Source organism: Pedococcus bigeumensis, from assembly GCF_006438965.1.
Taxonomy (GTDB): Bacteria; Actinomycetota; Actinomycetes; order Actinomycetales; family Dermatophilaceae; genus Pedococcus; species Pedococcus bigeumensis_A.
The window spans coordinates 21,416-39,122 of sequence record NZ_RCZM01000002.1; the positions used below are offsets into that span (position 1 = coordinate 21,416).

19 protein-coding genes and 1 pseudogene are annotated in these 17,707 nt (G+C 68.8%); 15 read left to right on the plus strand and 5 right to left on the minus strand.

Annotated elements, in window-relative coordinates; genetic code table 11:
• The first annotated feature begins 474 nt into the window (after positions 1–474).
• Positions 475–2,055, plus strand: coding sequence for a phospholipase D-like domain-containing protein (locus tag EAH86_RS05055; protein WP_140737576.1), 1,581 nt, complete (start codon positions 475–477; stop codon positions 2,053–2,055).
• Positions 2,056–2,102: 47 nt separating this feature from the next.
• Here EAH86_RS05055 and EAH86_RS05060 read toward each other — a convergent pair whose 3' ends face one another.
• Entirely contained in the window at positions 2,103–3,299 is a 1,197-nt protein-coding gene (locus EAH86_RS05060) for an IS110 family transposase (protein WP_140737577.1), read from the minus strand.
• Positions 3,300–4,488: 1,189 nt separating this feature from the next.
• On the opposite strand from EAH86_RS05060, the pseudogene EAH86_RS05065 reads away from it, so the two are divergent.
• Positions 4,489–4,629 (plus strand): annotated as a pseudogene (locus tag EAH86_RS05065) (response regulator transcription factor); the annotation flags it as partial.
• 42 nt (positions 4,630–4,671) lie between these two features.
• Here the strand turns inward: EAH86_RS05065 and EAH86_RS05070 are convergent.
• Entirely contained in the window at positions 4,672–5,115 is a 444-nt protein-coding gene (locus tag EAH86_RS05070; protein WP_140737579.1) for a hypothetical protein, read from the minus strand.
• A gap of 496 nt (positions 5,116–5,611) precedes the next feature.
• Positions 5,612–6,217 carry a DUF4386 family protein gene (locus EAH86_RS05075; protein WP_241668209.1) on the minus strand — a complete coding sequence of 202 codons (606 nt, stop codon included), beginning with the start codon at positions 6,215–6,217 and terminating at the stop codon, positions 5,612–5,614.
• Between the two features lie 298 nt (positions 6,218–6,515).
• Here EAH86_RS05075 and EAH86_RS05080 point away from each other — a divergent pair, with 298 nt between their 5' ends.
• The gene (locus EAH86_RS05080; RefSeq protein ID WP_241668210.1) at positions 6,516–7,154 is read left to right on the plus strand and encodes a TetR/AcrR family transcriptional regulator; all 639 of its coding nucleotides are present in this window, start codon (positions 6,516–6,518) and stop codon (positions 7,152–7,154) included.
• A 47-nt stretch (positions 7,155–7,201) separates the two neighbouring features.
• On the opposite strand, the gene EAH86_RS05085 is transcribed toward EAH86_RS05080, so the two are convergent.
• Positions 7,202–7,990: a class I SAM-dependent methyltransferase gene (locus EAH86_RS05085; RefSeq protein ID WP_206665745.1), complete on the minus strand. Its 789-nt coding sequence runs from the start codon at positions 7,988–7,990 to the stop codon at positions 7,202–7,204.
• Between the two features lie 87 nt (positions 7,991–8,077).
• Entirely contained in the window at positions 8,078–8,299 is a 222-nt protein-coding gene (locus EAH86_RS05090; RefSeq protein ID WP_140737582.1) for a DUF5652 family protein, read from the minus strand.
• Positions 8,300–8,436: 137 nt separating this feature from the next.
• On the opposite strand from EAH86_RS05090, the gene EAH86_RS05095 reads away from it, so the two are divergent.
• The 12 genes from EAH86_RS05095 (at position 8,437) to lgt (ending at position 17,682) form a co-directional block, all read left to right on the plus strand.
• Positions 8,437–8,865 carry a VOC family protein gene (locus EAH86_RS05095; RefSeq protein ID WP_206665746.1) on the plus strand — a complete coding sequence of 143 codons (429 nt, stop codon included), beginning with the start codon at positions 8,437–8,439 and terminating at the stop codon, positions 8,863–8,865.
• Between the two features lie 57 nt (positions 8,866–8,922).
• On the plus strand, positions 8,923–9,501 hold the full coding sequence (locus tag EAH86_RS05100) for a dihydrofolate reductase family protein (protein WP_140737583.1): 579 nt from the start codon (positions 8,923–8,925) through the stop codon (positions 9,499–9,501).
• A gap of 74 nt (positions 9,502–9,575) precedes the next feature.
• Complete coding sequence (gene hisI / locus EAH86_RS05105) at positions 9,576–9,989, plus strand: phosphoribosyl-AMP cyclohydrolase (RefSeq protein WP_425325214.1); 414 nt, start codon at positions 9,576–9,578, stop codon at positions 9,987–9,989.
• Positions 9,986–11,539, plus strand: coding sequence for an anthranilate synthase component I (locus tag EAH86_RS05110; protein WP_140737585.1), 1,554 nt, complete (start codon positions 9,986–9,988; stop codon positions 11,537–11,539). Before hisI ends, EAH86_RS05110 begins: the two co-directional genes overlap by 4 nt.
• Positions 11,536–12,135, plus strand: a complete 600-nt coding sequence (locus EAH86_RS05115) for a Trp biosynthesis-associated membrane protein (protein ID WP_140737586.1) — start codon at positions 11,536–11,538, stop codon at positions 12,133–12,135. Before EAH86_RS05110 ends, EAH86_RS05115 begins: the two co-directional genes overlap by 4 nt.
• 55 nt (positions 12,136–12,190) lie before the next feature.
• Complete coding sequence (locus EAH86_RS05120; protein ID WP_140737587.1) at positions 12,191–12,451, plus strand: HGxxPAAW family protein; 261 nt, start codon at positions 12,191–12,193, stop codon at positions 12,449–12,451.
• A 97-nt stretch (positions 12,452–12,548) separates the two neighbouring features.
• Positions 12,549–13,340: an indole-3-glycerol phosphate synthase TrpC gene (trpC, locus tag EAH86_RS05125; protein WP_140737588.1), complete on the plus strand. Its 792-nt coding sequence runs from the start codon at positions 12,549–12,551 to the stop codon at positions 13,338–13,340.
• Positions 13,337–14,608 (plus strand): tryptophan synthase subunit beta, encoded by a 1,272-nt coding sequence (gene trpB, locus EAH86_RS05130; protein WP_140737589.1) that lies wholly within the window; start codon positions 13,337–13,339, stop codon positions 14,606–14,608. Before trpC ends, trpB begins: the two co-directional genes overlap by 4 nt.
• Positions 14,605–15,423: a tryptophan synthase subunit alpha gene (gene trpA, locus EAH86_RS05135; RefSeq protein ID WP_241668211.1), complete on the plus strand. Its 819-nt coding sequence runs from the start codon at positions 14,605–14,607 to the stop codon at positions 15,421–15,423. The genes trpB and trpA overlap by 4 nt, the downstream gene beginning before the upstream one ends.
• Positions 15,424–15,425: 2 nt before the next feature.
• Positions 15,426–16,013 carry a DoxX family protein gene (locus tag EAH86_RS05140; RefSeq protein WP_241668212.1) on the plus strand — a complete coding sequence of 196 codons (588 nt, stop codon included), beginning with the start codon at positions 15,426–15,428 and terminating at the stop codon, positions 16,011–16,013.
• Complete coding sequence (locus EAH86_RS05145) at positions 16,010–16,801, plus strand: DsbA family protein (RefSeq protein WP_140737591.1); 792 nt, start codon at positions 16,010–16,012, stop codon at positions 16,799–16,801. Before EAH86_RS05140 ends, EAH86_RS05145 begins: the two co-directional genes overlap by 4 nt.
• Entirely contained in the window at positions 16,801–17,682 is an 882-nt protein-coding gene (gene lgt, locus EAH86_RS05150; RefSeq protein WP_140737592.1) for a prolipoprotein diacylglyceryl transferase, read from the plus strand. Before EAH86_RS05145 ends, lgt begins: the two co-directional genes overlap by 1 nt.
• Positions 17,683–17,707 lie beyond the last annotated feature (25 nt).

Below are 17,707 nucleotides of genomic sequence, written 5' to 3' on the forward strand. Positions count from 1 at the left end.
ATTTGCTGCGGCCCTGGGGGCCTCGAGCTGAGACGCTCAACAAGGACGCAGCACCAATTCTTGGATTCCCCGCACCGGGACGTCCGCGGCGTTCCTGGTGATGCCGAAACCCTTCGGGGAACATCGAAAGGTCAGACAGCACAGTGACATGCCCGAATTGCGAAAACGTGAAGGTGACGGCCATTCGTCTGCCCAAGCCCACGAACCACGGCGACCCACCCACGACTCAGCCCGGCTGGCGATGCCTGGAGTGCGACGCTCAATGGAGCGATCCTGAAGAGCGGAAGCGGACGCACTCCGGCTGACGCCCGTCGGGACAGCCGCCGCCCTGCCGACGTCCAGCAGTTCAGCACCCCGCCGTAAAGGTCGGAGCCGGGATGCCCGGCAGGTCTGGCGGCCGGCATCTGCAGCACCAACCACCCCAGCAATGCACAGGAAGTCCGCGCCGGATCGTCGATGCGGCATGCTCAGGGCATGGCGGACCCAGCCGAGTGGTTGCTGACCCAGATGGAGCGGGCGAATCCGCGGACCCGGCTCGATGACCTGCACGATGGCGACGGGGCGTGGTCCCAGGGCAACCATGTCCAGCCGCTCATCCATGGAGCGACCTACTTCCAAGCCCTGCACGACGCGCTCGAGGCGACACGACCTGGCGACGTGGTGTTCTTCACCGACTGGCAGGGCGATGCGGACGAGCAACTCACTGGGATGCCCGGTAGCGAGGTGGTGGAGGTGCTGTCCCGCGCGGACCAGCGAGGTGTCATCGTCCGCGGCCTGGTGTGGCGCTCCCACCTGGACAAGACCGGGTTCTTCGCGACCGAGAACCGTCACCTCGGCGAGCAGCTGCAAAGGCGGGGCGCGGTGGTGCTCCTCGACATGCGTGTGCGCGTGGGAGGCTCCCACCACCAGAAGTTCGTCGTGATCCGTCACCGTGACGACTCCGGTTCCGACGTGGCGTTCGTTGGCGGTATCGACCTGGCCCACAACCGGCGAGACGACGCCGCGCACCACGGCGATACGCAGTCGCAGCCGCTGACCAAGGAGTACGGCGCACACCCGCCCTGGCATGACGTACAGGTCGCGATCCACGGGCCCGCCGTCCACGACGTCGAGACCGTCTTCAGGGAGCGTTGGAATGATCCCGCGCCGCTGTCACGTTCCCCGTGGCGGCGAGTGGCCGACAGGCTCCGTGGCCTGGACAGCGCGCCCGACCATCTCCCCGCCCAGTGGCCGCCTCCGGAACCTGCCGGCTCCCATACCGTGCAGCTCCTGAGGACCTATCCCCACCTGTCCTTGGGCCGCGACTACCCCTTTGCCAAGGGCGGCGAGCGCAGCGTCGCCCGTGGCTACCGCAAGGCCGTGGGGCAGGCGCAGGACATCATCTACGTCGAGGACCAGTACTTCTGGGGCCATGACGTCGCGCGAGTCTTCGAGGGACAGCTGCGGGCGCGGCCGGAGCTGCGCCTGATCGTCGTCATCCCGCTCGTGCCGGATCTCGACGGAATCAACCGTGTGCCACAGCTTCTCGGTCGTCACCGTGCGATCGGACGGCTGATGCAAGCCGCTCCCGGACGCGTCGCGGCATACGGCTTGGAAAACCACGCCGGGGTCCCCGTCTACGTGCACGCCAAGGTCTGCATCATCGATGACACCTGGGCCAGCACCGGCTCGGACAACTTGAGTCGCCGCTCGTGGACGCACGATTCAGAACTCACTGCCGTCGTCCTGGATGAGGACTACGCCCGGGACCTGCGGCTCACCCTCGGCGCGGAGCATCTTGACAGGCTCGAACAGGTGGCCAGTCGTGGACTTGAGGCGACCATGAGTGACTGCGTCGATCCTGCCGGGATGTTCGGGGCGTACGCCGCCCACGCCGCTGGGCTCGACGACTGGCATGCAGGTGGGAGGCAAGGAACGCGACCCCCCGGGCGACTCCGCCGGCTGCCACTGCCTCAGCTCACCGCGCGTGAGCGTAACTGGGCAGCGTTGCCACTGGACGTGGTCCAGGACCCTGACGGCAGACCACCGGCACTGCGAAGGACTGACCGCTACTGAGGACAAAGCAACGAATTCAACCGCGTCATATCGGCTCCCTTCTGTTGTCAACTGATCGGGTCGAGCTGTCTCTTCCGCGCCGTGAGCGGGCGGCGTAGCGTCGTGGGTGCGGGTCCGGGATGTGGCTGATCCGAAGTGTCGGTGTGCGGGTGAGAACCGGCCGCGCTGGATTCTTGAGTCGCCCCGCGGTGCCCTCCCGGGCCCGCCTCCACATGTTCTTGTGGGGCCGCGGCGTCGGCGAGCAGCTGTCGGAAGATGGCGTCGGAGATGCGCCGTTTGAGACACCGCAACGCCTCCAGGGGTCTCTTGCCATCGGCTCGCTTGCGCCGGTAGTAGGTCCGCCCATCGGTGTCGAGGCGGATCTGGCTGATCGCGGCGATGTGGATCATGTGGTTGACCCGTCGGTCCCCGGCCCGGGAGAGCCGGTGCCTGGTCTGCTCACCGGATGAGGCGTCCAGGGGTGCGGTGCCGGTCCAGGACGCGAACCGGTTGCGGTCGGCGAACCGGGCGACGTCGCCGACGTCGGCCAGGACACGCGCTGCGACGACGGGTCCGACGCCGTGCAGGTCCATCAGGTGCGAGCCGCGGGCGAGCACGATCGCCTTGAGCTCGGCGGTGGCCTTCTTCATCTTCGCCTCGACCGCGACCAGTTCCGCCAGCTCCTCGACCGCGATCCGTCGGCGGGTCTTCCCGGCGATGTCACGCGGGCGCACGGTAGCCAGCATGGTCTTGGCCTGACCGGTGGTCAGGTCGCGTTTGGCTTGTCCTGGAAGGAGTTCCGCCAGCAGGGCTTGCAGCCGGTCGACCGTTTGGACGCGTCGCCGGGTCAAGGCCTCGCGGCGCTCGACCAGCATCCGCAGCGCCTCGAGCTCGCCGTCGACCTGCAATACCCGAAGGCCCTTGGTGCGCACCGCGACCATCGCGATCGAGTGCGCATCGTGGGCGTCGGTCTTGCGGTTGTGACCGGAGTCGAACAGACGGACCCGGGCGGCGAGCTTGGCCGGGACATCGACCACCTGCTCCCCGGACTCGAGCAGTCGCTGTGCCAGCGGTCGTCCGACACCGTTCGCGCCCTCGACCGCCCAGGTCCGATCCGGCCATGCCTTGGCGTACGCGCGCATCGCCGTGAAGCCAGCCCGGTCGGTCGTGAACCGTCCCGAGCCGAGCAGTTGTTCGCGTTGGTCGACGACCTCGATCGTCGCCGACAGCTTGTGGGGATCCACCCCGATGACCACGTGCTCCATGTGCTGCTCCCGCCTGTACTCGTTCCGTGGTGGACGGCGAGGTGGGCAGTGCTACTACGAGCAGGGCAGTCCCTTCTTGAGCCACGCCTCGTCACGGCGACCGGCGGGCCGCAAACCGATAGTGAGCCACACCGACGAACCTGGTGGGCAGCCGCATGGAGAGCTGTCCGCCGATCACCTAGACCGAGTCTGGCCAGACACCGGCCCTACGTGAATCGTCTAGTAGCCGCAATGGAGTCAGGGTGGCCGAATGCCGGCCACAGTCCGACCGGTGAGTTCGCCATGTTGAGCGGCTAGGAGGGGAGGCTCACATGGGCTCGGATGTCCGTCGCCAGACGTTCATTGGCGTGTGGAACACCCCCATTTCGGGTTTTGGCTGGTCTGGTCACGTTTCCCCCTGCAGCGACCAGACCAGCCAAAGCCCTACCCCTGTTTGGCCCCTAGTCGACCTTCCCCAAGATCGTCCTGCGGCACATCTCGAACTCTAGAACTAAGTCAAGAAACAGTCATCACCACGTAAAGGCGCGGTAAAGCCAGATCCCTCACTGTCCCGATTTGCCCGAAATGAACAGGCTGTTCGGGTGATGGCCCATCGTCTATCTAGCCGGCATGGAGTCAGCCGAACGGTGGACCTCTCTCGGTCTATGTGAGTCGGATTTCGGTTGTGTCGGGGGAGTTCCTTGCGACTTCCCTGACAGAGGGCTTCCACGATTCACGACAGCGGCAGTCTGTCTATCGACTGCCTTCCCTGTCGACGTCCCCTCCAGGCAGGGCGCGCGGTCCCACCACATCTCGACAGCACCCTCTACCGGACTGAGCGACTCTCCTCGACCCAGGGGCATGGGGGAGGGGAAGGGCACACTCGTCGTGCCACCATCTCCCAGTCAACGCATCTGCCTAGTCGTGCGCACGGTCTAGGTCAGATGGTGGGGTGAGAGGCTAGTCCATCTAAGGGGGGACTTGGTCCCGCCTACGAAGTAGCTTCGTGCACATGCCCAACCATGTGCGAGTCACTGCGACACCGTGCCCCGAGTGCGGCACGAACCTGCATGTCGTAGAGAACGGCATCGTGGCTGCCGAGGTGCGCAGATACTGCCCCAGGGGATGCACGCTCACGACCCCAGGAGTGACCCTTTTCCTGGCTCGAGTCAGCCGTTGACATGAAGTCGCGGTCGCGGTTAGACCCGGTGCTTCGAACGCGGAGGTGGCCGGCTCGCTCTGCATGAGCGAGGGCACCGTCAAGTCACACCTATCGCGCCTGCTCACCAAACTTGACGTCGCCAACCGGGTGCACATCGCGATGATCGTGCACGACGCCAACCAGTCTTGACGCTCCTGAAAGTTGGTTCGCGGCGAAATTGGCCCTCGATTCCTACGCACGCTCGAAGATGAGGTCGAAGTCCTTGCGCCAGGTGGCTCCGTGATCGTCGGACGCCTCCCAGCGACCCGCTACTCGGTGCGACCCCACGTCCGCGATGAATCGCTGGAACATGTCAGGGTCCTCGCGACTCAGGACCCACTGCGAGTCGACGAAGGTCATTGCGAAGACCCGGCAGACCCCCCGCTCGTCGTGATACATGGCCGTGTACGCATCGCGCGCGTCGCTGCGACCGAGCACCAAAACCATCTCGCTCGTTGCGCTTCCGACATCGCCCTCCATTGTCCAACGGAAGACCACGAACGCGTCGCCGAGCCATTCGACTGTCGCCGAGCCTGGCACCTCTAGCCCCGCCGGCTCAAGGAACCACGCATTTCGCATCGTCGTCCGCCACTGTCCGACCAGGACACTCAATCGCTGCATGTCCTCGTTGCGCATCGCTTCCTCCTTGTCGTCGACCCTTAGCCAACCCGGGCTGGGTGACCGAGCTGACCGCCCCGGCGCGTGTCGAAGCGGCCCCAGGGGACATCATTCCTGCTCCTGGCGCGATCCACCTGGCGCGATCCACTGGGTCGAGCCATTGTCCTTATCGGCTTGGTGAGCGAATCGGAGTTCGACTGACACGCGACATTCCGCTCGTGCCGCGATGCGTGAAGGGCGTCTTGCCACCGCTTCGGCCGCTGGCCCGGCACGGGTTCCGTCTAGCGTCGTGTGGTCCGAGGGCCTGACCGCGTTGGCGGCGGGCGGGGTCGGGCTTTGCCGTGTGTCGCTGCGTGAGGTGACGCCATGTCGGGTTCGATACTTCCACTGCATTCCAGCCTGCATCGATGTCGACTGCGCAACTGGCCGCGCTGCCCAGCCCCCGACTCGCCCCCGGCGGCCCTCCACGGAGTCCTTGCCAGCGTGCGCGACCTCAGCGCTGCCCTCACCTTGGTCACGACCGGACGAGACGCACGCCGGTCACGAGCAGCCAGACGAGCCAGGCGGCGAACCCGAGGAGCCCCACGAAGATCAGCGCCGAGCCGTCGGCGATCGCAAGATTCCCGACCCCCGCGACGAGCAGCAGGCTCCCGCCAACCAGGCCCAGCAGGCGCTGCCAGGCCGGAGTCAGCCCGCTCTCGTGCGCGGCGAGGGCCGCCCCGATAGAGGTGGCGCCGAGCATCGGCAGCGCCAGGGCGAACGCCGCCGCGTGAACCTGCCAAATGAGCTCGAACGCGGGCATCACCTCGGGGAGCCCGCCGGCGGAGAGGGCGAGCCCGATCTGAAGCACGTTGACCAGCACGAAGATGGCCGACAGCGCCGCGCCAGTGGCAACGGCGAGTCGCGACCAGTCGGCGCCCTCCCCGCCGCGCCGCTCGACCAGGCTGTGCAGGCCCGTCACGAACACGAGCAGCAGCGGCAGGTACAGGGCCACCAGACCGGACGCGATCGCGACTGAGTCGCGGTTGGCCGCGTAGTAGGCCAGAACTTCCTTGATCGGTGCGCCATAGGACGGTGCGCCCGTTCCCGCCAGCACCGCGTTTTCGATCACCACCGACACCGCGAACGCTATCGCCGCGACGCCGACCAGCCGGCCTCGATCCGACCGGCTGCGGCCCTGGGTGGTGGCGGTGTCCTGCGGTGATCTCATCCTCGTGCTCCTCGGTTCCAGTCGGTTGGTGTGTCCAGGAGGTTCGGCGTCTTCGTCCGGATGGCTCTGGGTTCTTCCCTCGGCAGCGGCCCTCTCGTACACCGTACTCGTACGCCGTACTATGAGCGTACGACGTACGATTGTCAAACCGTTGGAGCGAGCGAGGAGACACGTGGCTGTAGGGAAGCACCGTCAGGTCGCGTCAGACGTGGGGCTGAGCAAGCAGCGGGTGGTGGTAGAGGCGATCCGGCTTGCCGACCGCGAGGGGGTCGAGGGGCTGAGCATGCGCCGGTTGGCTGGTGCGCTCGGCGCCGGCGCGATGTCGCTGTACCACTACGTGGCGGGCAAGGAGGAGTTGCTGGACGCAATGATCGACGTCGTGTTCGAGGAGATCGAGCTCCCGCCTGAGAGGGCCGACTGGCAGTCGGCGATGCGACAGCGGTCGGAATCGGCCCGACAGGTTCTCGCACGCCACCCTTGGGCGATCGGCCTGATGGAGTCGCGTACATCGCCGGGGCCCGCGCACCTCCGCCACCGCGAAGCGGTCACCGCCTGCCTACGGAGGGCTGGCTTCTCGGTCTTGATGGCGACGCATGCCAACTGGTTGCTCGACGGCTACGTCTACGGCTTTGCCCTGCAGGCAGCCAGCCTGCCGTTCGACACCGCCGATGAGTTCGCGGACATGGCCGAGGACGTCTTCCTGCCCCAGCTTCCTCCTGACGAGTTCCCTTACCTCAACGAATCCGCCGCGGCGCTCGTCGCTGCCAGCTACGACCCGGCAGAGGAGTTCATCTTCGGCCTCGACCTCGTCCTAGCCGCCCTCGAGCGTCTGAGAGCCTCCGCATAGCAACGCCCACGGCCCGTCGCACCGCTCATGCTTGCGGGTTCAGGCGGTCACTGCCGATCGGCTGGGCCATCGAGTCGCCGCGCCATCCAGACGTAGGTGCCGCACTGGCTCTGGACCACGCCACCCGCCCGCTCGATGGCACCCTGCAGCGCCACCTGGAGATCGCGCAGTCGACGTTCGCCGAGCCGGGCGTGATCGCTGAAGGTGGCCAGCATCGTTGTCCACTCGTGCGCGTCCAGGACTCGTGGCCACCGGTAGGTCCGGCTTCCGAGTGATCGGAAGTCAGGGCTGCCCGCGAAGGGATCGGTGTCCTGGGCGCCACTGTCGCTCGGATCTCGCCCGACAACATCCAGCTCAGGGGCGTGGGCTCGGTACGCCTCATCAAAGGCGGCCAGAAGGGTCCCGTCCAGGACGTGGTAGTTCCAGAACAGCGCGACGGTGCCGCCCGGAACCGTGACCGACGCTGCCTTCCCGAGGCCGATCGCGGGATCGACCCAATGCCAGGAGTGTCCTGCCGTCAACAGGTCGAACGTGCGACCCGCAGGGTCCCATGACTCGAAGGAGTCGACCTCAACCGGAATGCGATGCCGCGTCGCCACGTCGGCCATCCGGACGTCCGGCTCCAACCCCAACACGGGCAGTCCGCGCTCCATCAGCGACACGGCGACCTTTCCGGTCCCGCATCCGATGTCCAGGGCATTCGCCGGGTTCAGGGACATCAGCTCGTCGATGAACGCGGACGGATACCCAGGCCGATAACGGTCGTACTGCTCGGCGGCAGACCCGAACGACTCCGCTCGATCCCTCTCACCATGCAATCCATCCAGGGGCGCCACCCAGTGATTGTGGCATCGGCAACGCACACTCATCGTGCCGACCGCAGGTGAAGTCCGGCGAACCATGGACAGGGGGTTCGCAGGGCATCAGGGGCGGCGCCCTCGGAGGAAGTACGCCAGCGGGACCACGCCCGCAGAGTTGACCACCGTGATGGCTGTCGCCCACGCCACCTTGCTGCCGCGCACCTGTGCGGCCGGACGACGCGCCAGGTCAACCAGGGCCACCGCCTTGAATACTCCCTCAAGCACGGCCACGCTCCCGATCGCGCGACGGGCACCCGGACTGAGATCAGACCACTTCTTCCTCATCCCGCCATTGTGCTCGCAACCATCACCATCGCTGGGAGCCTCAGAGCGTGCGGCCCGCAAATGCGATCAAGCGAGGTCGGCTGGCCGCGCCGACCCCCGCCCGATGAGTTCTTCCCCCGATCGGGGTCGATACCCCCATGAAGATCCTATTTCCGGCACTTCGCGTCAGCGACCTGGACACGTCCCTCGCGTTCTACACGTCCGTGGGGCTGGAGGCGGTCGGGCACGTCACGGGGGACTCTGGGGTACAGATGGCCATGCTGGCCTGGCCGTGGGACGACGAAGTGTCCTTGGAACTGGTCGACAGACCCGACGGTGGCCCCGTGGTCCCCGGTGGGTTCGACCACCTGGCGATCCAGGTCGACGACCTCGCGGCCAGTGGCGCGACCTGGCTGCGGCCGGCGTCGACGTCGGCGGGGTCGAGTCTCCCGGGGGTCCTGACGGGCCGCTCACCGCGGAGGTGCTCGACCCTGATGGCCACCGCCTCGAGCTCGTCCAGTGGCCGGCGGGCCACCGGTGACGATGACGCGCGGGGACTTCGACCAGCCGGCCCCCTTCGAGACTGAGGCACCGCCCGAGACGAACAAACCGACAACCGCGAAGTCGAACAAGGAGACTCACAGATGACCTCGATACGCCTCGACATGACCATGTCGCTCGATGGCTTCGTCGCCGGTCCGGAGGACCGTCCCGGTCAGGAGATGGGGCGCGGGGGCTTCCGGCTCTTCAACTGGCTCGACGACCGGAACAGCCCAGGTCCCAACCACGATGTCTACGCCGAGAGCATGGCGACCGGGGCGATCCTCTCCGGTCGGCGCACCTTCGAGCTGGCCGGGCGCTGGAACGGTGACCACCACGACGGTGTCCCGATCCTCGTGTTGACCCACCAGGTGGACGACGATGACGTGCCACCTGGGTCTGCGCGGTTCTACACCGACGTCGCAGCGTGCGCCGCTGCCGCCAGGGAAGGCGCTGACGGCAAGGACGTGATGGTCCACGGCGCGGGAGCTGCCCAGGCGCTCATCCGGGCCGGGGAGCTCGACGAGATCGAGGTCCATGTCGTCCCGGTCCTGCTCGGGGCCGGGCGGCGGCTGTTCGACATGCTCGACGACCTCGCCCAGCCCGTCGAGCTCGAGGCGGTGCGCGCAGTCGAGGGACGCGACGCCACCCACCTGCGCTATCGCGTGGTCCGCGACTCCTGACCAGACTTGCGGCATCGCCGTCGGCCCGGGGGGCCGGCGTGGTGCGGCCGGGGACCACCCGGCATACCCGTCGCATGGTGGGCGACCCGACCGCGCCCGGGCGCGCACGGCAGAATGGCCGGGTGACCTCTCCCGCAGTCCTCGACCCCGCCATCGCCGCGCGGCTCAAGCGCGACGCCGCAGGGCTCGTGGCCGCCATCGTCCAGCAGCACGACACCGGTGAGGTGCTGATGCTCGGCTGGATGGACGACGAGGCGCTGCGCCGCACCCTGGGGGAGGGGCGCGTGACCTTCTGGTCGCGCAGCCGGGGCGAGTACTGGCGCAAGGGCGACACGAGCGGTCACGTCCAGCACGTGCGTTCCGTGGCGCTCGACTGCGACGGCGACGCACTGCTGGTGCGCGTCGACCAGGTCGGCGCAGCCTGCCACACAGGTGACCAAACCTGCTTCGACGCGGGCGACCTTGGCGCGCAGGTGGCCGCGCCGTGACCGACGTCAGCCCCGACCTGTCCTTCGGCACGACCTGGCCCGGCCTCGAGACCTTCCAGATCCTCGCCAAGGACCGTCGGGTCATCCCGGTGGTGCGCCGCCTGATGGCCGACGCCGAGACCCCGGTCGGGGTCTACCGCAAGCTGGCGAAGGACGCCCCGGGCACCTTCCTGCTCGAGTCCGCCGAGCATGGCGGGGTCTGGTCGCGCTACTCCATCGTGGGCGCCGCGAGCCGGGCGACGTTGACGGAGAAGGACGGTCAGGCCCACTGGGTGGGGGAGCCGCCGGTCGGCGTGCCCACCGACGGCAGCCCGCTCGACGCGCTGCGCGACACCGTCGCCGCCCTCGCGACCGAGCCCATCGAGGGGCTGCCACCCCTCACCGGTGGCATGGTCGGTGCGATCACGTATGACGCGGTGCGGCGTTGGGAGCGCGTGCCGGACACCCTGCCCGACGAGCTCGGCCTGCCGGAGATCTCGATGATGTTGGCGACGGACCTGGCGGTGCTCGACCACGCCGACGGGTCCGTGCTCCTCGTGGCGAACGCGGTCAACTACGACGCCACCGACGAGCGGGTCGAGGACGCCTGGGCCGACGCGGTCGGGCGCCTCGACGTGATGACCAGCGACCTCGCTGCCCCGGCGCTGAGCACCGTCGCCACGGTCGACCGTGAGGAGTTCGCGGCGGCCCGCGGCGAGGTGAGCAGCAACATCACCCAGGGCGAGTTCGAGGAGCTGGTCGAGCAGGCGAAGGAGGACATCCGAGCGGGCGAGGTGTTCCAGGTCGTTCTCTCGCAACGGTTCTCGACGCCCTGCCGGGCCGACGCGCTGGATGTCTACCGTGCGCTGCGCTCGTCCAACCCCAGTCCCTACATGTACCTCCTGCGGCTCCCGGCTGGTGACGGCACGGCCTACGACGTGGTGGGCTCGTCGCCGGAGGCGCTGGTCAAGGTGACCGGGCGTCGCGCCATCACCCACCCGATCGCCGGCTCCCGGCCGCGGGGCAAGAGTCCCGAGGAGGACCAGTGGCTGGCCGAGGACCTGCTGGCCGACCCCAAAGAGCGCTCAGAGCACGTGATGCTCGTCGACCTTGGCCGCAACGACCTGCAGCGGGTCTGCGAGGCGGGCACGGTCGACGTCGTCGAGTTCATGAACGTCCGCCGCTACTCCCACGTGACGCACTTGGAGTCCACCGTCGTCGGTGACATCCGGGCCGACCAGTCTGCCTACGACGTCCTCGTCGCGACGTTCCCCGCCGGCACCCTGTCCGGCGCGCCCAAGCCACGGGCGCTGAGCCTCATCGAGCACTACGAACCCAGCCGACGGGGCGTGTACGGCGGGGTCGTGGGCTACCTCGACTTCCACGGCGACCTCGACATGGCCATCGCCATCCGGACCGCGGTGATCAAGGACGGTACGGCTCACGTGCAGGCCGGCGCGGGGATCGTCGCCGACTCGGTGCCCACCGCCGAGTTCGAGGAGACCGTCAACAAGGCCGCCGCCGCGCTGCGCGCCGTTGCCACAGCCGCAGCCCTGAGGACCGTCCAGTGAACGCGTCACGCCTGACCTCCAAGCTCGCCGTCGTCCTGCTCGCCCTGGTGGGTGCCGGGGTCCTGCTCGCCAGCGGAGGACGGGTCTGGGTGAACGGCACGGTCAACGACGCCGTCCTGGGTGCCAGTCGCCTCTCGGGGACCGGTAGCGAGGTCGCTACGGGTGTGGTGGCCCTCGCCCTGGTCGGTGCCGCCGCTGCCCTCGCCAGCGCCACCAGCGGCGCTGTGGTGCGACGCGTCACCCTCGTGGTCCTCGCGCTGGCCGGGATCGCGGAGGGCATCGTGGCTGCGCGGGTCGGTCTGGCGCCCGAGGACTCCCTCGGGCCCATCGCCGCCAAGGCCGCTGGTCGCACCGGGTCATTGGAGACGCATGCCATTGCCACGGCGTGGCCCTGGGTCTGTGTCGTGGCCTCCCTGCTGCTCGTGCTGGCGGCCGTCCTGGGCTGGCTCGGGGCCAGCAGGTGGCGCGGTCTTGGTGCTCGCTACGAGGCGCCGTCCACCTCCGCCGGCGCGCGTGGCCAGCGCGTCGCGACCGACTGGGACCGGCTCGACGCAGGCGACGACCCGACGGCGCGCGACGGGTCGGCGAGCACCTGACAGAATGGGCGCCGAGCCCGCCCAGCCCCACCCACGACCAGCAGGAGCCAGACCCATGGCAGAGAACGAGATCCACGAAGACCACGGACACAGCACCGCCGCCTGGACGGCCGTCGCGATCATCCTGGTCGGATCGGCCGTGGCCTCCTTGGCCGTCGTGCTGCCCAACACCGCCCTGTTCGTCATCGGGCTGGTCATCTGTGTCCTGGGAGCCGTGGCCGGCAAGGTCCTGTCCCTCGCGGGCTACGGCGCCAAGAGCCTTGGCGGCGTGGACACCCCGGACAGCACGGGCAAGCCCGAGGTCGGCGTCAGCTGACCAACAACACCGGCTGAGCAAGGGGGACCCGCACGTCGGCCGGTCCACCGGCTGACCCGGGCAGGGAACACCCAGTTCTGCTGGATAGCCTGTCGGCATGCCCACCGTGCTCGACGACATCGTTGCAGGCGTCCGCGAGGACCTCGCCGCCGCGCAAGCCGTCGTGCCGCGCACTCGCATCGAGGAGCTGGCGGCCGATGCCGCCCCCGCGCTCGATGCTGAAGCCGCCCTGCGGCGCCCCGGGCTGTCGCTCATCGCCGAGGTCAAGCGGTCCAGCCCGAGCAAGGGGGCGTTGGCGGCCATCGCCGACCCGGCCGCGCTGGCCGCCGACTACGAGGCCGGTGGAGCCACCGCAGTGAGCGTGCTGACCGAGCGACGTCGCTTCAACGGCTCCCTCGACGACCTCGACGCCGTGCGCAAGGCCGTGCGGATCCCGGTGCTGCGCAAGGACTTCATGGTCGAGGACTACCAGCTGTTCGAGGCGCGCGCCCACGGGGCCGACCTCATCCTCCTCATCGTCGCGGCCCTCGCGCAGACCGACCTCGTCCGCATGCAGGACATCGCCCACGACCTCGGAATGACTGCCCTCGTCGAGGTCCACGACGAGGACGAGACCCGGCGGGCCGTCGAGGCCGGGGCCACCGTCATCGGCGTCAACGCCCGCAACCTCAAGACCCTCGCGGTCGACCCCGACACCTTTGCGCGCGTTGCCCCCCTGATCCCTGACAGCTGCGTCAAGGTCGCCGAGTCGGGAGTCGGGGGACCTGCCGACGCAGCACGCTTCGCGTCCGAAGGCGCCGACGCGGTCCTCGTCGGCGAGGCACTGGTGCGGGGCAGCGACCCCCGGCGCGCGGCATACGAACTCATCGCGGCGGGAGCCACCACATGACCGGTCTGACCCCCGAACCCCTGGCCCGTCCGGGTCGCTTCGGCGACTTCGGCGGCCGCTACGTCCCCGAGGCGCTGATCCCGGCGCTGGAGGAGCTCGACGAGGCTCGCCGCAAGGCGATGGTGGACCCCGAGTTCATGGGCGAGCTGGAGCGGCTGCACCGCACCTACACCGGGCGGCCGAGCATCATCACCGAGGTGCCGCGCTTCGCCGCCCACGCGGGCGACGCCCGGATCATCCTCAAGCGCGAGGACCTCAACCACACCGGCTCGCACAAGATCAACAACGTCCTCGCGCAGGCGCTGCTCACCAAGCGGATGGGCAAGACCCGCGTCATCGCCGAGACCGGCGCCGGCCAGCACGGCGTCGCCACTGCGACCGCCGCGGCGCTCATGGGGCTCGACTGCGTCATCTACATGGGCAAGGTCGACACCGAGCGGCAGGCGCTCAATGTCGCCCGCATGCGGATGCTCGGCGCCGAGGTCGTTGCGGTCCCCACCGGCAGCGCCACCCTCAAGGACGCCATCAACGACGCCCTGCGCGACTGGGTCACCAACGTCGGTGACACCCACTACATCCTCGGCACGGTGACCGGACCGCACCCGTTCCCCGAGATGGTTCGCGACTTCCACCGGGTCATCGGGGTCGAGGCGCGCGCCCAGGTGCTCGACCTCACCGGACGGTTGCCCGACGCTGTGATCGCCTGTGTCGGTGGCGGATCCAACGCCATGGGCATCTTCCACCGGTTCATCGACGACGCCGAGGTCCGGCTGATCGGCGTCGAGGCCGGGGGAGGGGGCATCGACTCGGGACGCCACGCGGCCCGGTTCGCAGCCAGCTCGCCTGGGGTGCTGCACGGCACCTTCAGCTACCTCATGCAGGACGACGACGGCCAGACCCTGGAGTCCCACTCCATCTCGGCCGGTCTGGACTATCCGAGCGTCGGTCCCGAGCACGCCCACCTGCGCGACACCGGCCGGGCCGAGTACCGCTACGCCACTGACGACCAGGCCATGAAGGCGTTCGAGCTGCTCTGCCGCACCGAGGGGATCATCCCCGCCATCGAGTCGGCCCACGCCCTCGCCGGCGCCATGGAGGTCGGGCGTGAGCTCGGTCCGGACGCCCTGCTGCTCGTGAACCTCTCCGGGCGCGGCGACAAGGACATGCACACGGCCGCCGAGTGGTTCGGCCTCATCGACGGCGACGCGACGCCGAGCGGCACGGCCGACGAGCCGGGTGCCGAGGGCGACGGAAGGACCCAGCTGTGAGCGCCACGACCACCGGCATCGGCGTCAGCGACGTCCTGGCCCGCTGTCGCGAGGAGAACCGCGCAGCCCTGGTCGGCTACCTGCCGGTCGGCTTCCCGTCGGTCGAGGGCTCGATCGAGGCCATGGTCGCCATGGTCGAGTCCGGCGTCGACATCGTCGAGGTCGGCATTCCCTACAGCGACCCCCTCATGGACGGGCCGGTCATCGCCTACGCCGCCGACCAGGCCCTCAAGCGCGGTGTCCGGGTCAACGACGCGTTCGCCGCGACGCGAGCCGTTCGTGACGCCGGCGCCCCGCCGTTGGTGATGTCCTACTGGAACCTCATCCTCCGGCACGGTCCGACCGCCTTCGCGCACGACCTCGCCGCCGCAGGTGGCGCCGGCATCATTACGCCTGACCTCATCCCCGACGAGGGCGGCGAATGGATCGCGGCCAGTGACGAGACCGGGCTCGACCGCGTCTTCCTCGTTGCGCCGAGCTCCACGGAGCAGCGCATCGCCGCCGTGACGGCCCAGTGCCGTGGCTTCGTGTATGCCGTGTCGCACATGGGCGTGACCGGCGCGAGGACGTCGATGGGAGACGCCGCAGCAGTCATCGTGAACCGCACCAAGGCGGTCACCGACAAGCCCGTGTGCGTCGGCCTCGGGGTGTCCGGCGGTGCGCAGGCTGCTGAGGTCGCGGCGTACGCCGACGGCGTGATCGTCGGCTCGGCACTCGTGCGCTGCCTCACCGAGGCGGACGACCTCGCGGGCGGCATCGCCACCCTGCGTGCGCTGGTCGCGGAGCTGGCCGAGGGCGCCCGGAGCGGGCGCTGATCGTGGCGGCACTGTCCAACCCGCGGCTGCGCGACGTCATCGGGCTGCTGGCCCGGCTGGTCCTGGGGGGCGTCATCCTCGTCGCCGGGCTGCTCAAGGTCGGCCACCTCGAGACGTCGGCCCGGTCGGTCCGCGCCTACCAGCTGTTGCCCTACGACGTCGCCGGCTACCTCGGCTACGGCCTGCCCATCCTCGAGATCGCCATCGGAGTCCTGCTGGTGCTCGGCCTGTTCACCCGGTTCAGCGCTGTGGTGGGCGGGGTGCTGATGGTGGTCTTCATCGCCGGAATCGCCTCGGCGTGGGCCCGCGGACTGTCCATCGACTGCGGCTGTTTCGGCCACGGGGGAACCATCCAGGCCTCCCAGACGCAGTATCCGCAGGAGATCGCCCGCGACCTCGGGCTGCTGGCCTGTGCCGCTTGGCTCGCCGCGCGGCCGCAGACCGCGCTCAGCCTCGAGCGGTTCCTGTTCCCGAGCAGCACGGCTGACCAGCACGACCCGGACCAGCACGACCCGGACCAGCACGACCCGGACCAGCACGACCCAGAACAGCAGCGCCCCGACCGGCACCACGAGAGGCCCCACGCATGACCAGCAGCAGCGCCAGCCGCAAGGCCAAGATCCAGGCGGCAGCCCCCAAGGGTGGGATCCGCAGCGGAGGCAAGAGCGGCAAGGGTGGCAGCCAGGGCGGTGCCAACCGCATCGTGGTGGCCACCGTGGTGGTCGTCCTCGTGATCGCCGCTGTGATCACGGCGGTCGTCCTGGGCAGCCAGGACAAGAAGGCCGCCACGACGGCGGGTGGGTCGACCCTGCCGAAGAACGTCGCAGCCATGGGGGTCGGCCTGGTCGTGAACCCGGGCGCACCGGCCACCGTGCCGACGCTGGACCTCTACGAGGACTTCCAGTGCCCGATCTGCGCGCGCTTCGAGGACATCTTCGGGCTGCAGATCGTCGACATGGTCAAGGCCAACCAGATCAAGCTGGTCGCGCACCCGCTGTCGTTCCTCGACGACAACCTGCGTAACGACTCCTCGAACCGCGCCGCCAACGCGGCCGCCTGCGCCTCTGACGCAGACAAGTTCCTGCAGTACCACGCGGCGACCTTCCAGGGTCAGCCCGCGAAGGAGGGTGCCGGCTACACCGACGCCCAGCTCAAGCAGTTCGCGGTGCAGGCCGGGCTGAGCAGCACGGCCCTCACCACGTGGGACCAGTGCTACACCGCCAAGTCGCACAACCAGTGGGTCGAGTCGGTGCAGACCCAGTCCGAGAAGGACGGCGTCAACGGCACCCCGACCGTCAAGCTGAACGGCAAAGCGATCGACCTGACCGGCCTCACCCAGGCCAGCCTGGCGGCCCAGGTCAAAGCCGCGACACGGTGATGACTCCACGCTTGATCGAGGGCCTGGTCGCCAACATCCCCAGCCCCACCTCGGGGGTCTGGCACCTCGGCCCCTTCCCGATCCGGGCCTACGCCCTGTGCATCCTGAGCGGGATCGTCGTGGCCGTCTGGATCACCGGCCGGCGGCTCGTGGACCGTGGCCACGCCAAGGAGAAGGCCATCGACATCTCGGCCTGGGCGGTGCCCTTCGGGATCGTCGGCGGCCGGATGTACCACGTCATCACCACCCCGGAGCCGTACTTCGGCAGCGGCGGGAGCCCGGTCAAGGCGCTGTACATCTGGGAGGGTGGCCTCGGCATCTGGGGTGCCATCGCGCTGGGTGCCCTCGGCGCCTACATCGGGGCCCGACGGCACGGTGTGTCGTTCCTCGACTACATCGACGCCGCCGCGCCGGGTGTCGCCATCGCCCAGGCCCTGGGTCGGTGGGGCAACTGGTTCAACAACGAGCTGTACGGCCGGGCGACCGACGTCCCGTGGGGCCTGACCATCCACCAGTGGGACCAGTCGGCCGGGCACGCCGTCCGTGACGCCAGCGGCAAAGCCCTGGTGCTCGGCACCTACCAACCCACCTTCCTGTACGAGTCGCTGTGGTGCCTGCTGCTGGCTTTGGTGCTCGTGGTCGCCGACCGTCGCTGGGCGCTGCGCAAGGGACAGCTCTTCGGCCTGTACGTCATCGGCTACCCGATCGGCCGCATCGTCTTCGAGCTGATGCGCAGCGACTTCGCCAACAAGATCCTCGGGGTGCGGGTCAACGTGTGGACGAGCATCCTTGTCTTCCTGCTCGGCGTGGCCATCGTCTGGTTCGGAAGGAACCGCGAGGTGGCGGTACCTCGAGAGGCGACGTCTCAGCATACGGAATAGGGCGGCTCACATGGCGGGACAAACG